The following is a 14,709-nucleotide window of genomic DNA, read 5'->3' as shown; positions in this document are numbered from 1 at the left end:
CATGAAGCGGGTTTTTCAGCACCAGCCAGGGGCGAATCAATGCCGGGTTTTACCCGACTCGCCAAGCTCTGATACCAGGGTGTCGATAACGCGGTCAAACAGCGGGGCGTCGTCCACCACTTTGAAGGCGTCGTTGCGCAACGCCATAGCCAGACCAATCGCCGAGCGCTCTGCTACCTTGCTGCCCTGATGGTCAGTGAAAATATACTTGCTGCCCAGGCCAACGATAGCCGTCAGACAACCCCGTTCGATCTTGCCCGACTGGTTCTCGATCTCGAACCAGCATCCGGTTTCAAACCTTGCCACCATATCCATGTAATAGGTCAGGTCGGCAGGCTTGTGTTGAACAACGGGTTCATCGACCGGCAGCGGTTGCGGCCCTTCGACCAGTTCATCTGCACGGGCTGACCGCTCTGCAAAGGCGTCCAGTCGTTCCTGGTCGGCCCATACACTCTCCGTCAGCGGCTGATGCCGGGGCTGGTGCCATTCATCGATGGCAGACACCAGTCGGTCGCGTTCGCCTTCGTTCAGACCCAGGGCTTTCAGGCCATCCAGCAAACCAGACCTCAGGTTGGGCAACAATTTGCTGAACCGCACCGACTCGGTTACCTGAATGTTTGGTTGTAGACTCCAGACCAGCTCGCGAGCAATACGGGCACTGGTTTTCCAGGCCTTGCCTTCACCGTGTGCGTTGTAGATACCACGCATCAGCCGGTACCAGTGACGCTTGAGCAAATGCTCGGCATCTTCTGGTAGCGTCTCGCCTTCGAGCAAGGTATCCATAAACAGCCTTGCCCGGTCCTGATTCTGATGCGCCTCGAACTGAGTTTCCTCAGCTTCGACCATGGGCGTCAGGCGAGCCTCCTGAAGCGCATCGTACTCGGCCTTGAGATCATCAAACTCACTCAGGGCCGCGTCGAACATGGCCAGGTCGGTTTCGAACTCGTGATTGAGGCGGGTAACGATGCGCTCCATGCCATCGAGCAGAACATCGTCTTCGAGTTGCTCGTCTGGCTGCCAGCCGGTCGCGGCACGCGCCATCCGGTTTAACAACAGCCGGGCCGGATGTTCCGATTCGGTAAAAAACTCTTTATCGAGCAAGGCCACCTTAATGATAGGAATCTGCATGCGCGCCATCAATTGCTTCATGTGCGCCGACAGTTTCTGGTCATCGAGAATGTATTCAAACAGCATGGCCACCAGTGAAACCGTACCGGCTTCCTGGGTTCCCTGAACCTGGGCGGTGACTTGCTGCGCCTGAGCCTGGGCCCAGAGTTTCATTTCACCCAGATCCAACGATACCGGTGCGGCACTGGCCTGGGTCTGCACCCGGGTCAGATTGCCCATCAGCGCCTGCAGTGCATCGGCACCGACCATAACACCCGGCCCGCCCTGCCCTGCCATACCAGCACCAAAGTTGCCCGGACCCGATCCCCCATAGCCACTACCGGCGCCGCCATAGCCACCGCCCAGCGGGGCCTGCCCGCCCGGGTTGTCGCCATACAAGCGCTGGTTCAGCATTTGGCCCAGTTGCTCGAAGGTATCGGCACTGGTGACATCCGGACGGCTTGGTGACGACGCATTCAACAGCTTGAGATTGGGCAGAATGCCTTCTTCGATCAACCAGCTGTTATTCGACTGGTAAAAGACCAGCAGCTTGGAAACGGCCTTCTGATCAAACAACCGGAACAGCATGAGGGTTGTTTTCAGCGACCAGTTACCCCCCTCCAGCGCACCCATGGAAATGCGTCCAAGCACTTCGGGGTTGTAGGGGGTTTGTTCATTCTTAAGGTCTTTGCGGCCGGTCAGCACACCCAGGCGCTCCCGGAACGCCAGCCACTGGTCACCGGACCGCTCGAGAATTCGGTTGGTAAAGCTGTCGATGGCCAGGCCACGTTCCAGCGTGTCGTCTTCCATCAGCGACAATTCTGTCGCCTTGGGGGCTGCATGGGTCGACTCAGCCTCCAACTGGCCTTCCGCCACTTCATCGGTGTAGTTTTTTACCCCTTTGATAATGGCTTCGCGAATGCTGTTCTTTTCGAGCCGAAGGGCGCGCAGGCTGTCGAAGTAGGCGCCGGATTCGAAACCATCTGTGGTTTTTTCGGCGAGTCGGAACAGGAAATCATCGGACGCGACAAAGAACTCATCCAGCAAGGCCGGCAGCAGCGCGACAAACCGCCGCGATAGCGCGTCCAGCCTGGCTGTATCGGCTTTGTGCGGTACCTTGCTGAGATGTTGGCGCAGGTCTGTAACCTTGGCTGTGTTCATGGTCGATCCACTTGGAGTAACGTTAGGCTGCCTAATGTACGGTTTCATTCGTCAAAATCTGGGACCCAGTTCACTCTGTTCCGGAACCAAACCGGGCAAAACCCTGAAGTGTCGACTGCGTCACTCTTTCGACTCTTTTCACCCGGGTCAATCAGTCAATCTATTGGCTAATGGCATCGCACTCTTGCAGCCATTCAGTAAGTGGCAATTTTCTGGCGCACTACTTTATGACGGTACTCATCCGCTCCAGCCTGTTACAGTTTGATACTTGTGACGGACCAGACCAACTGGGTTAAATGTGGGTTAAACGATAAAAAAGGTACTGCACCCATGGCACACCCAGCTATTCGAACCGGCATTATTGGCTATGGTCTCTCGGGTCGGGTTTTTCATGCGCCTTTTATTCAAAGCCTCCCCGAATTTGAGCTGAGCGCCGTATGCAGCCGGCAACCGGACGCCGTGCTGGAACGCTACCCGGACACTCACGTCGTGGCGGACGCCGGGCAACTGATCGCATCGCCAGAGCTCGACCTAATCATCATCACCGCGCCCAACGCCCTGCATTTTCCGCTTGCCAAAGCGGCACTGGAAGCTGGCAAGGATGTGCTGCTGGAGAAACCATCGGTCACCTCCCTGGAGGAGATAGAATCGCTGACGCGGCTGGCTGAAAAGCGCGGACGTATAATGACGGTCTATCAAAACCGGCGATTCGACGGTGACTTTCTGCATTTGAAGGCGATGATGGCATCTGGAGAACTGGGTAAGCTCAGGCATCTGACCAGCCGGTTCGACCGGTTCAGACCCGTGCCCCAGAATCGCTGGCGCGAGCAACCCGGCCCGGCGAGCGGTATTTTCTGGGATCTGGGACCGCATTTACTGGATCAGGCACTGCATTTACTGGGCTCGCCAGAGTCCCTGCAGGCTACATTGAGGACGCTGCGACCGGGTGGTACCACCCACGACTGGTTTGAAGTCATGCTCTATTACCCCGGCCTGCTGGTAACCCTGGGCTCTACCCCGTTTGAGGCCGGACCCATGCAGCGCTTTAACGCCCGTTTCGAACGCGGCAGCTGGCAGTGCTGGGGGCTGGATCCGCAGGAGGAAGCCTTGCGCGCCGGTCAGATGCCCTGGCTCCCGGAGTACCCCGGTGCCGGGCAGCCACAGTCAGCACACCGTTATCGCGCCACTGAAGACGGAGCCCTGGCCGGACAACCCGAAGACTGTTCAGCGGGACACTACCAGGGCTATTTCAGCACTCTGGCCAGTGCCATTCAAAACGGTACGGCCCCACCAGTCAACCCTGAAGATGCCTGCGCGCTGATCTACACTCTGGAACTGGCAGAGCATTCCTCTGCCCTGGGGAAACGCCTCGACTGGCACTACCCCGGCGCCTGACCTGCCTTATTGGCTGGTCAGGGACCAGGTTTCCAACCCTTCGTTCAGCGCGCGTTGTGCGGTGCCGTCTTCAACCAGCTCAGTCATAATGCGCATCAGCTCGGCCCGAAAAGCCTCGGTGTTGCACGGTGAACGTCGGGAGATCGTAAGGAACAACCCTTCCGAACTGACCGGCGGTTCTATTTGCTCGATGACAAAGTCGAGATCAAGTTCCGCCGCATAGGCCAGACCGGGATATTCCTCATAAAGCACGTAATCAACCCGCCCTTGTGCCAGCATGCGAAACGCCTGTGGCAGGCTGGTGACGTTATCAATACTGAGATTGACGCTGGCAAATTCATCGAAGCTCTGTCCAAAACTGTTGTTGATGACCGTGGCGCCTTCATAGGGTTTAAGATCTGCCCATTCACTGTACTCGAAGGCGACCAGCGACCGCTTCCAGACGACCGAGCGGGTGGTCAGAAACGCCGGTTCAATGTAATCCATGTAGGCCGTTCGCGGCAGGGTATAGAAAGCACCGGCGATCAGATCAATACGCCCGACCCGCACTTCTTCCTGTGCACGGGACCAGGGGCCGGTGTAGATCACTTCAATCGGGATGCCCAGGCGCTCGCTTAGGGCTTGCATGATGGTTTTATTCGCGCCAATCAGTCCGCGCCGGGAGCCGGGTTCCTGCCACAAATAGGGAGGGTATTCGGGGTTGCCCGTCGCAGTCAGCCGCGTGCAGCTGTGCTCTGATGCTCCCGCCATTGCAGTGTCTGACTGGACTTGCTCGGCCTGAACCGAGGCCAGGGTGCCGAGCAAACACACCATCACCAAACGTTGAAACCAGCCGGTTACTCTAAAGATCATTATGTATGCGTGCCCCGATTCGGACAAAAGAGCCGTCAAGATCATGTACTCATTCAGATGGTGCGGATTCAACGCCTGCGCCCCTGCTCCTCCCTGATCCGGAACCCCAGGGTCAATAATAGATGGGCAAACGAAAAATGACAAAAACCCGGACAGGTGTCCGGGCGGGTATTGCCTTCAGCGGGCGGCAAGAAACGCCTTGAACGCCAGCGCACTGGCCTTGGGCGTTCTCACCTGAGTGTCATAATTTACATGCACAATGCCAAAGCGCTGGCTGTAGCCCTCGGCCCATTCGAAGTTGTCCATCAGGCTCCAGGCAAAATAGCCCTGCACATCCACGCCGGCCTGAATCGCACGGTCAACCGCATTCAAATGCGCATCGTAGTAACCTACGCGAAGCTGGTCGTTCACTTCGCCGTTGGTTACCGGGGTATTGTCGGCCGCGCCGTTCTCGGTGATATAGACCGGCGGCAGATTGTCATACCGCGCCTTGAACCCGGTTAACAGGTCGGTCAGCGCTTGTGGATAGATTTCCCAGCCAATGTCGGTTTTTGCGGCTTGCTGTGGTACGCCATCGTAATCATTGTCACCACTGGCGGTGATCACGGCGCGGGTGTAGAAATTGATGCCCAGAAAATCAAGGTCTGCGGCTATGGTGTCCATATCGCCAGGGTAGACCGTTGGCATCCATTCGGGGTGCCGTTCGGCAACCGCACTTGGGTAGTGACCGGTCAACAGCGGCTCCAGGTAGAAGTGGCTATTTTCTTCATCACTGTAAGCGGCAGCTGCCCGATCGGCTTGCGAATCGGTTTCCGGGTAAGCCGGCGTGAAGTTCAACACAATGCCATGCTCTGACGCCGGCGCGTTGTCTCTCATGCGCGGCAAGGCCAGGCCGTGCGCCAACAGCAGGTGGTGCGCCGCCTGAAACCCCATTCGATCGTCTTTCAGACCCGGGGCATGAATGCCCAGCCGGTAACTCAAAAAAGCCGAACACCAAGGCTCATTGAGGGTAGCGTAACTGCTCACGCGATTGCCCAGCACCCGGGTAACCCGATCGGCGTAATCGGCAAACCGGTAGGCGGTATCGCGATTGACCCAACCGCCGCGTTCGCCCAGATACTGGGGCAAATCCCAGTGGTAAAGCGTTGCATAGGGTTTGATGCCCCGCTCAAGCATGCCATCGACCAGTCGGTCGTAGAAATCAAACCCCTTGTCGTTCCAGACACCTGATTCCGGTTCGATGCGCGGCCAGGCGATGGAGAAACGATAGGCATCGAACCCCAGTGATTTGACCATGTCCAGGTCGTCGGCCCAGCGGTGGTAGTGATCGCAGGCAGGCATGCCATTGTCGCCGCCCAAAACGCGCCCAGGGGTATCACAAAACCGGTCCCAGATGCTCTCGCCCCGGCCATCTTCAGTCGTCGCCCCTTCTACTTGAAAGGAAGCGGTAGCAACACCAAACAGGAAATCGGAACGCTGCAAGGGTGACGCTTCGGGTAATTTAAAACTCATACCATTCTCCTAAATACCGGGGGCAGACTCCGCCCCCGCAAACTTCATCAATTTTTTACGGCACCGCTGGTGAGGCCGCTGATCATTTGCTTACTGGCCGCCATATAGATCAACACCAGGGGCAGAATTGAAATAAAAGTGCCCAGCATCAGTGCGCCCCAGGGCGTATTCGGAACCCCCTGGACGCTGCGCAACATCTGGGTGATCACCATCTTGTCACTGCTGGTCAGCACCACCAGCGGTTGCAGGAAGTTGTTCCACAGAAACACGAATTGCACGATCGCCAGGGTTGCCAGGCCAGGCCGCAACAGGGGCAAAACCACACTCCAGTAGGTGCGAAAGGCGCTGGCACCATCGAGCTTGGCGGCTTCAAGCAGGTCTTTGGGAACAGAGGCAACCACGTACTGGCGAATCAGAAATATACCAAAGGGGTTAATACTGAACGGCAACCAGACAGCCAGATGGGTGTTGCTCAGACCGATGGCGTTGATCACCATGTAATAAGGAATCAGCGTCAGAATGGGCGGCAGCATCATAGAGCAAATCATCATGCCGAACAGTACTTTACGACCTCGAAATTCAAACACGGCCAGTGCGTAGCCACACATGCTGCAGAACAGCAAAGAGGTTATGGTACCCAGCAGCGCTACGGAAAAACTGTTAAACATCCCCACCCAGAAATCCATGATATCCAGCAGGCGGTGATAGTTGGCAACCAGTTGATCTCCCAGCGTCAGGTTCAAGCCTGAACTGAACATGGTGGTGCGGTCGTGCGTGGCCATCAGCAATGACCACAGGAAGGGGAAAACCGTGAAGACCACCGCGGTTAGCAGGGCCGTCCACAACAATGCCTTTCCCAGCATGCGAAACATTCCGTCCAGGTTTTCTTTTTGTACTGGCGTCAGTGCTTTCATTATTCGCCTCCCAGACCACGACGGCCAAAGAACCAGAAATACAGCCCGGTAAGCAGGCCAATGACCATAAACAGAATCCAGGAGATGGCAGCGGCACTGCCCATATCGAGCCATTCCCAGGCAACTCGATAGAGATAGTTGGAAATGGTCATGCCGTTGGTGGACGCCTGTTGCAAGCCACGCGTCAGTACATAGGGTTCGTCGAACAGATTCATATTGCCAATGATGGTGAGTGTCACCGCAAAAAAGATGAACGGACGCAGTAAGGGCAGCGCAATGCGGGTAAAGCGTTGCCAGCTGTTGGCACCGTCGATGATGGCGGCTTCGTAGAGCTCATCGGAGATGGTGGCCAGGCCGGCGGTGTAGATAACAATGTTGAAACCCACGTACTTCCAGAAAACCACAAAGGAGACGGAGTAGCGGATCAGGCTGTTTTCCTGCACCCAGCCCAGAGGCATCACATCATTCAGCCAGCCAAAAGCCCAGGCCGTCAGGCTGCCATTGGCCAGCCCCGTCAATGCCTGGTTAATAATGCCGCTCTCTTTGGAAAACATGACAAAGAAAATCATCGAAATGGCAATGGTCGAGGTCACGTAGGGTAGAAAATAGGCAGTGGTCAGCCAGTGACGCGCGCGCTTGCCCAGTTGCACCAGCAAGTATGCCAATGGCAAGGCAACCAGGTGCTGGGGGATGCCCGAATACAATGCCATCAGGAACGTATTCCACAAGGTCTGCCACAGGGTCGGGTCGGTCAGGCTGAGTACGTAGTTTTCCAGGCCGACGTATTCCATGGTGCCCAGCCCGGCGACGGGATTCCAGGTGTGAAACGACAGATAGATCATAAACAGCACCGGGAAGATGCCGAAGGTGCCGAAAATAATGATGTAGGGAGACATAAACCAGTAAGGGGTGGTTTTATGCCAGAAAGTACGCTGACGGTCCGACTTATCGCGCTGGGCGTTTTCCTGCGCGGTCGTCGGATCAGTCATCTCGGTGGTCGTCATGGCCGCAATCCGGGAAGTTGAATGAATTGGAAATAAAAAGGCGGCATCAGTGGTGATGCCGCCCTGGAGTTAACCCGTCAAATTAGCGTACGCGACGCTTGATCTGACGTTCGGCATTGGCCAGTGCCGTATCGATGTCCATGCCATCGTTCAACACTTGTTCGAGTGCGGTGCCGATCAGTGACTCGGCAATCTGATCACCTTCGTGCGGTTCGACCGGTGTTACGTTTTCAGCGATATCGGCAAACAGAACACGTGCTCTCTGGCCGCGAAGGAAGTCGATAGGCTCATTGAACATGGGGTTATCGTAGGTGGCGGTGTGCGCCGGGAAGGCCGCAATATTCTGGAAACCGGCCAGCTGAATGTCTTCGCTGATCATGTATTCGATCAGATCCCAGGCTGCTTCAGGCTGCTCTGACTGACGCGGAATGGCCAGAAAGGAGCCGCCCCAGGTTCCGTAAGTGTTGTCAGGCAAATTGCTGACGCCCCAGTTACCCGAGGTTTCCGGTGCCATCCAGTTTTGCAGGTGACCCAGCAACCAGGCTCCCGACATTTGTGTCGCAAATCGGCCTTCGCGGAAACCGGCGTACCACTCTTCGGTCCACTCAGAAATATTGCCATCCATGCCTTCATCGCGCACGGTTTTGGCCAGTTCGAAGGCGCGCTTGAAGCGGTCGGAAGTGACCAGCGGTTCACCCTCTGAATCAAAATATAGGCCATTACCGGGTTCAACGTTAAAGTTCCAGTAGGCGGTCGCGACGGCATTGGCGTTGCCGATCAGCAGAATGCCGTCTTCTTTCAATGCACGACCGTAATCGAGGTAGGAATCCCAGTCGGTCATTACCTCGTCGAGGTCATAGCCCATGTCTTCCATGTAGTCGCGGCGGTAGTAGACGACGCCAGGACCCAGATCGACCGGTACGGCATATTGATTACCATCATTACCCTGCCCCTGAGTAACGGCATAGGGGGCAAAGTTGTCTCTGTAGGGAGCGAATTCGTCAGTCAGGTCGACGAAGCCGCCCTGGTTCACGAAGGAGCCAACAAAGTTCCGGTCGATCAATACCACATCACCTGCGCCACTGCCGGTCGCCAGGTTGGTCTTGAGTTTATCGTGGTGGCCGCCGTGCTCGTTCATCAGCATGTCGACATTGTGTGCCGGGAACCCGCCCAGAATCGCTTCCAGCTGACTGTCGTAATCGGGGAAACCATCCAGTCTCAGATCGGCCGCCATGGCGCCGCCAGCCAGCGTCAGTGAGGCCAGTGCCAGGCCCAGTCCTTGTGTATGTTTCATAATATTCTCTCCAGACAACTTCTTGTTTTTGTGGTTTGGTATTGCGACTGCGCCCTGTGACAGCACAGCGGCCGATGCGACTGCTTCGGAAAGCAATGTCATGTAACCGGTTACATAACGATAAAGAGAGAAAACTTTGGTGTCAACTGCCTGCAGCTCTATTAATGCTGTTTCGAGCTCTGATGAGGGGCTAATGTGCCTTGGGACAAGGTGGTTTAACAGCCAAAGGTGTAACCGGTTACAAGAGATAACAAAAAAAACAGCCCGTTACCCGGGCTTTTGTTTCTCAGGCCTGTAAACCCGGGTTGAAGCCCGTTCAACCAGCGTCGGCTGAAACAGGTGCTGCACGGTAAAGCTGTGCCCTTCGCCAAGATTCAGCGCCAAACGGCCGGCCTCTGCACCAAACTGTTCAATGGGAACGCGAACCGTGGTCAGCCCCGGTTCAATATAGCCCGCCATGACGACATCGTCGTACCCCACGACGCTGCAGTCATCGGGCACGCTGAGACCATTGCGACGCAACGCCTTGATCACCCCGATGGCCATCAGATCGTTGCTCGCGACCAGTCCGCTGAATCGGGCATCTCGCCGGAACAAGCGTTCCAGAGCGGCCTCCCCGCCCTGCTCCAGATAATCGCCTTCCACCACCAATTGATCGTCGTAGGGGATGTCGGCCATTTTAAGGGCATTGCGATAGCCGGTCAGGCGATCGCGGGCATCGGATTTGTAGAGCGGCCCGGTAATACAGGCGATGCGCCGGTGACCGAGCTCAATAAGATGCTGTGTTGCGAGATAACCACCGGCTTCATTATCGAGGTAGATACACTGATCAATCAGTTCCGGAACCAACCGGTTAACCAGAATGATGGGCGTTTGTTCAGCATCAACCCGTTTGAGTATCTCGGCATCGGACATCAGATCGAGGTGTAAGATCAGTGCATCGCAACGGCGTTTGAGCAAAAATTCAATAGCATCGCGCTCTTCGGCCAGAGATGCATGACCGCTGGTGATGATCAGGTGTTTGCCTTCGTCGCGAATGACCCGCTCGGCAAACTGCATCATTTCACCGAAGAACGGGCCGGCCAGCTCACCCACCACCATACCGATGGTTTCCGACTTATTGGTCGCCAGACTGCGGGCAAACGAATTGGGTTCATAACCCAGTTCCGACATGGCCTCGAGCACTTTCTGGCGAGTCGCTTCCACCACTTTCTGATTACCATTAACCACCCGGCTGACGGTTGCAACTGAAACACCGGCTCGCTTGGAAACCTCACGAATTGTGGCCATAGATCAGATCCTGTTCATTGTAAGTTACCCGCAAGACAACCCACACGATAAATGAAAACGGGTGTCAGGTAATCTGATAACGACCCGGCTTGTGATTCAATGCAATCACCATATTCAACGCCAGAGCCCCAACCACAGACAGCGCTAGCATCGGCAGTGACACCAGGAAAAACCCGATGCCCACAATGCACACATCAACGGTCATCTGCACTCTGCCGGCATTGATGCCAAACCGTTGCTGTAAGTAGTACGCCAGAATACCTACACCCCCGAGGCTGGCAACATGACGAAACAGAATCAGCATGCCGGTACCGATCAAAAAGCCACCCATCAGAGCGGCAAACACCGGGTTCAGGCTTTGCAGGTCGATGACATACGGCAAGCCTTCTACCATCACCGAGACGCAGGCCACTGAAATAAACGTATTAATCGCGAATCGCCACCCCAACCCCCGAATGGCCAGCCAATAGAAGGGCAAGTTAATGGCAAAAAACAACAGACCAAACTCAACCCCGGTCACTTTGGCAAGCACCAGGGCCAGCCCCGCCGTTCCGCCGGTGAGCAAGCCATGGTACTGAAACATCAACAACCCAAACGATACGAAGGCTGCACCGACGGTCAGCGCGAACAAATCTTCCAGCAAGGAGTGCGTGCTTTTTTGTTTCAACAAAGATCTCCGGATCAATCATAGACGCAAGGCAAACTGTTATAGATCAGCCGGTGTAATGCGTTGGGTATAAATGGAAAAATCAGGCTTCGCCGGTGTGTAGTCGCTGTGCAACAGCGGTGACTGAATCATGAAGTCAGCACTCGCACGGTTACAGGCAACCGGAATATTGTAAAGCGCAGCGATGCGCAGCAGGGCTTTGATGTCCGGGTCATGCGGTTGTGGTTCGAGTGGATCCCAGAAAAAGATCAGCAGGTCGATATCCCCTTCGGCAATCTTGGCACCAATTTGCTGGTCGCCACCCAGAGGGCCACTGAGCAATTTCTGCACTGGCCGGTTCAACCCCTGCTCGATCAGTTTGCCCGTTGTGCCCGTGGCAAATATACCCAGTGACTCGAACAGAGCCTGGTTCTCCTGCGCCCAGGCAACGAGTTCTTTCTTTTTGTTATCGTGCGCCACCAGGGCTACGTTTCGATTGGGTTTGGCCATTGTGATTCCTCAGTGAGTCGGGTTAATGCGAAGCGTCAGTCGGTCCCACAAAGAGACAAGCGCCAGACCGATCAGCAACCCCGCGCCATTGGCGATCGCATCGGCAACGCTGAACATCCGATAGCCGGTTAGCCCCTGGGCGCCCTCTAGCGCAAAGCTGGCGCACCAGAGCGCCAGTATCAGCCGCCAGCGGGCTGACCAGCCAAGGCAGGCCAACATGCCCAGCGCACCCCAGCCAAGCAGATGGTTCAGCTTGTCGTTGGGGGAGAACTCGGGGTGCCCCAGTGGCGCGAGCGACAAGACAATGATGGTCAGGAACAAAACCCAGAACAAGGTCCGGATCACGGTGGGCGACACTAAACGGCGCCAGTTGATCGTCAAAAAAGAACCCTCCCGGGCAATATCGTTTACCGCCGTTACTGGCCAGTACGCGGGACACCAGCGACACTTTACCATATCCTGATGACTAACCACGACAAGCCACTCAAGGTAGTACCGCGTTATGGCATGGCCAACATCACCGACTATTACTCCCCGGGGGTTACGCTGGGGCGCGCTGCTGCTGGGCATCCTGATAACGCTGTCACTGGCCGGATATCAGTTACTGCAAGGCCGATACGACCAAACGTCGCTGATCAAACGGCTCGATTACCTCTTGTACGACTGGCGCTTCAACCTGCTCAACAGCCATGAGCACTTTGCCCGCAGCGACGCCAATATTGTCATCGTCGACATCGATGAAGCCAGCCTCTTCGCCGAAGGCCGCTGGCCCTGGTCCAGAGACAAACTGGCCACCCTGACCCGCAACCTGACGGACGCCGGCGCAGTCGTGATCGCCTACGACATCCTGATGTCCGAACCTCAGGAAAACCCGACCCGGCGGTTGCAGCTGCAAGCCCGCCAGGAAGGCGATGAGGCCATAGCAAAGGCATTGGCACCTTTTGTCGAACTGACGGAATACGACCAGCAACTGGCAGACACCTTTGCCAGTGTCGATGTCGTCATGCCGTTTCTGTTTCATGAGCAGGCGGCAACCCGCACCGGCCAACTACCCGCGCCGGTCTACTCGCTCAGCCCGGAACAGGCCGAGCGGCTGCTGGCGGTGCAAGCCCAGGGTTATACGGGCGCACTGCCCGTGTTACAGGATGCTGCGGTAGGGGCTGGCTTTATCGTTCCTGCCATCGACGGCGATGGTGTGCTGCGCAGCGCACCGCTGATCACCCAGTATGAAAGCGCGCTTTACCCGTCACTCTCGCTGGCTATGGGTCTGGCATACTACTTTATCGAAGGTATCGACCTGTCGGTTGCCCGATATAACGACCAGCTCGACGTCATCAACTGGCTGCAATTTGCCGACCAGCGCATTCGCACCGATGTAGCCGGCCGGGTGCTGATTCCCTACCTCGGCGCGCAGGGTCAGTTCCCTTACCTGTCGGCAACCGATGTACTCAACCAGCGCACTGAACCGGGTGTTCTGGACAATGCCCTGGTTCTGATCGGGACATCCTCGGTTGGACTTGCTGACTTGCGCACAACACCGGTGGGCACGCAGTTCCCCGGTGTCGAAATTCACGCAACCCTGCTCAACGCCCTACTCGCCGGAGACTTCCCCTACACACCGGATATCGCCCACACCCTGACAGCGCTGATCCTGCTGACTCTGGGTGTCATCTATTCAGTCATTTCCAGCCGTATCGGGCCCCTTGGCCTGGTATCGGCCACGCTGATCCTGCTGGCCTTACTGGTCGGGCTGAACTTTTATTTCTGGCAACAGCAAAAAGTGGCGCTGCCACTGGCCAGCAGCCTACTGCTGACCATCGGCCTCAGTGCCCTACATTTACTTCAGGGTTTTCTGGGCGAGCGGCGGACCAAACAGCACATCAGTTCGGTGTTTGGCCAGTATGTACCGCAGGCCCATATCGACCACATGCTCGCCCACCCAAACGAGTTCGGCTTTGCCGGTGAAACACGGGACATGACAGTGCTGTTTTCCGATATTCGATCTTTCACTACCATCTCGGAATCGCTGGATGCAACCGAACTGAAGGATCTGCTGAACCGGTACTTCACCCCCATTACCGAATCGATCTTCAACCACCAGGGCACCATCGACAAATACGTCGGGGACATGGTGATGGCGTTCTGGGGCGCCCCACTGAAAGACCCCGACCACGCTCGCCATGCACTCGAAGCCGCGGTTGATATGATTAATACTCTGAAAACACTGAACCCCGAACTGAACCGTTTGGGCTACCCCACCATCGACGTCGGCATCGGCCTGAACACCGGCCCCATGAACGTCGGTGACATGGGCTCCCATTTCCGCCGTGCCTATACTGTGCTCGGCGACGCGGTCAACCTGGGGGCGCGCCTTGAAGGGCTGACCAAATTCTACGGCGTAAAAATCCTGGTCGGCCCGGAAACTTACGCCGCCATTGACGGCTGGGCTTTCCGCCCCATCGACCGCATTCGGGTCAAGGGCAAGTTGGAGCCGGTATCCGTCTATGAGCCAATCGCGCCACGTGAAGTGCTCTCAGATGAGTGGCACCAGGAACTGACCCTCTGGGCAGACACCTACCAAACCTACCTGAACCGGAACTGGGCGCTCACCCGCAAGAAACTAAACGAACTGATAAACCAGAGCCAGAGCCCTGCGTTGTATCAGGTCTACCTGAATCGGCTAACCGACCTGGAAGCCGAAGGCGTGCCGCCAGACTGGGACGGAACCTACACCCACACCAGCAAGTAACTCAGGCTTCGGAGTTCGGGGGTGCTGAGTGGTTTTGGCCCGCGCCAGCTACCTGGGGTACTCCTGTGGGGTCGGCGTAAATCTGTCCATGGCGGTCCGACGTCTCGGGCCTAGGCCGCAGCATCCTTGCTGCGGACTTCCCCACAGGAGCACCCCAGGCAGCTGGCGCTAGTCTATTGAGCCATTTCCGAAACTTAAGTAACCAAGGTTTTTAAGCTCATCCTAGACTAGCGCAGGGTGGTAGGGTTGTTCTTGCGGGGGTATCTGAGGCATGG

12 protein-coding genes are annotated in these 14,709 nt (G+C 56.4%); 2 read left to right on the top strand and 10 right to left on the bottom strand.

All coding sequences use genetic code 11. The annotated features are described in order from the left end of the window. Positions 1-36: 36 nt before the first annotated feature. Positions 37-2,268, bottom strand: a complete 2,232-nt coding sequence (locus ABJT94_RS16105) for a DUF1631 family protein (protein WP_348476466.1) — start codon at positions 2,266-2,268, stop codon at positions 37-39. A gap of 330 nt (positions 2,269-2,598) precedes the next feature. On the opposite strand from ABJT94_RS16105, the gene ABJT94_RS16100 reads away from it, so the two are divergent. Then, the gene (locus ABJT94_RS16100) at positions 2,599-3,663 is read left to right on the top strand and encodes a Gfo/Idh/MocA family oxidoreductase (protein WP_348476465.1); all 1,065 of its coding nucleotides are present in this window, start codon (positions 2,599-2,601) and stop codon (positions 3,661-3,663) included. Between the two features lie 6 nt (positions 3,664-3,669). On the opposite strand, the gene ABJT94_RS16095 is transcribed toward ABJT94_RS16100, so the two are convergent. The 9 genes from ABJT94_RS16095 to ABJT94_RS16055 form a co-directional block, all read right to left on the bottom strand. Continuing rightward, the gene (locus ABJT94_RS16095) at positions 3,670-4,515 is read right to left on the bottom strand and encodes a transporter substrate-binding domain-containing protein (RefSeq protein ID WP_348476464.1); all 846 of its coding nucleotides are present in this window, start codon (positions 4,513-4,515) and stop codon (positions 3,670-3,672) included. A 177-nt stretch (positions 4,516-4,692) separates the two neighbouring features. Continuing rightward, positions 4,693-6,027: a GH1 family beta-glucosidase gene (locus tag ABJT94_RS16090; RefSeq protein WP_348476462.1), complete on the bottom strand. Its 1,335-nt coding sequence runs from the start codon at positions 6,025-6,027 to the stop codon at positions 4,693-4,695. Positions 6,028-6,074: 47 nt separating this feature from the next. Next, complete coding sequence (locus ABJT94_RS16085) at positions 6,075-6,941, bottom strand: carbohydrate ABC transporter permease (RefSeq protein WP_348476461.1); 867 nt, start codon at positions 6,939-6,941, stop codon at positions 6,075-6,077. Further along, positions 6,941-7,945, bottom strand: a complete 1,005-nt coding sequence (locus ABJT94_RS16080) for a sugar ABC transporter permease (RefSeq protein ID WP_348476460.1) — start codon at positions 7,943-7,945, stop codon at positions 6,941-6,943. Before ABJT94_RS16080 ends, ABJT94_RS16085 begins: the two co-directional genes overlap by 1 nt. Before the next feature lie 82 nt (positions 7,946-8,027). Continuing rightward, positions 8,028-9,239 (bottom strand): extracellular solute-binding protein, encoded by a 1,212-nt coding sequence (locus ABJT94_RS16075; RefSeq protein ID WP_348476459.1) that lies wholly within the window; start codon positions 9,237-9,239, stop codon positions 8,028-8,030. A 267-nt stretch (positions 9,240-9,506) separates the two neighbouring features. Beyond that, positions 9,507-10,529, bottom strand: coding sequence for a LacI family DNA-binding transcriptional regulator (locus tag ABJT94_RS16070; RefSeq protein ID WP_348476457.1), 1,023 nt, complete (start codon positions 10,527-10,529; stop codon positions 9,507-9,509). 64 nt (positions 10,530-10,593) lie between these two features. Continuing rightward, positions 10,594-11,196 (bottom strand): YitT family protein, encoded by a 603-nt coding sequence (locus ABJT94_RS16065; protein WP_348476456.1) that lies wholly within the window; start codon positions 11,194-11,196, stop codon positions 10,594-10,596. 39 nt (positions 11,197-11,235) lie between these two features. Continuing rightward, entirely contained in the window at positions 11,236-11,685 is a 450-nt protein-coding gene (locus ABJT94_RS16060; protein ID WP_348476455.1) for a methylglyoxal synthase, read from the bottom strand. A 9-nt stretch (positions 11,686-11,694) separates the two neighbouring features. Continuing rightward, positions 11,695-12,066: a VanZ family protein gene (locus tag ABJT94_RS16055; protein WP_348476454.1), complete on the bottom strand. Its 372-nt coding sequence runs from the start codon at positions 12,064-12,066 to the stop codon at positions 11,695-11,697. A gap of 121 nt (positions 12,067-12,187) precedes the next feature. Between ABJT94_RS16055 and ABJT94_RS16050 the strand changes: the two genes are divergently transcribed. Then, entirely contained in the window at positions 12,188-14,434 is a 2,247-nt protein-coding gene (locus ABJT94_RS16050; RefSeq protein ID WP_348476453.1) for an adenylate/guanylate cyclase domain-containing protein, read from the top strand. Positions 14,435-14,709: the final 275 nt, after the last annotated feature.

Origin of the sequence: Saccharospirillum sp., assembly GCF_039982735.1 — a bacterium.
In the GTDB taxonomy this organism is placed as follows: domain Bacteria; phylum Pseudomonadota; class Gammaproteobacteria; order Pseudomonadales; family Natronospirillaceae; genus Saccharospirillum.
This window is presented reverse-complemented; position numbering and strand designations above follow the sequence as displayed.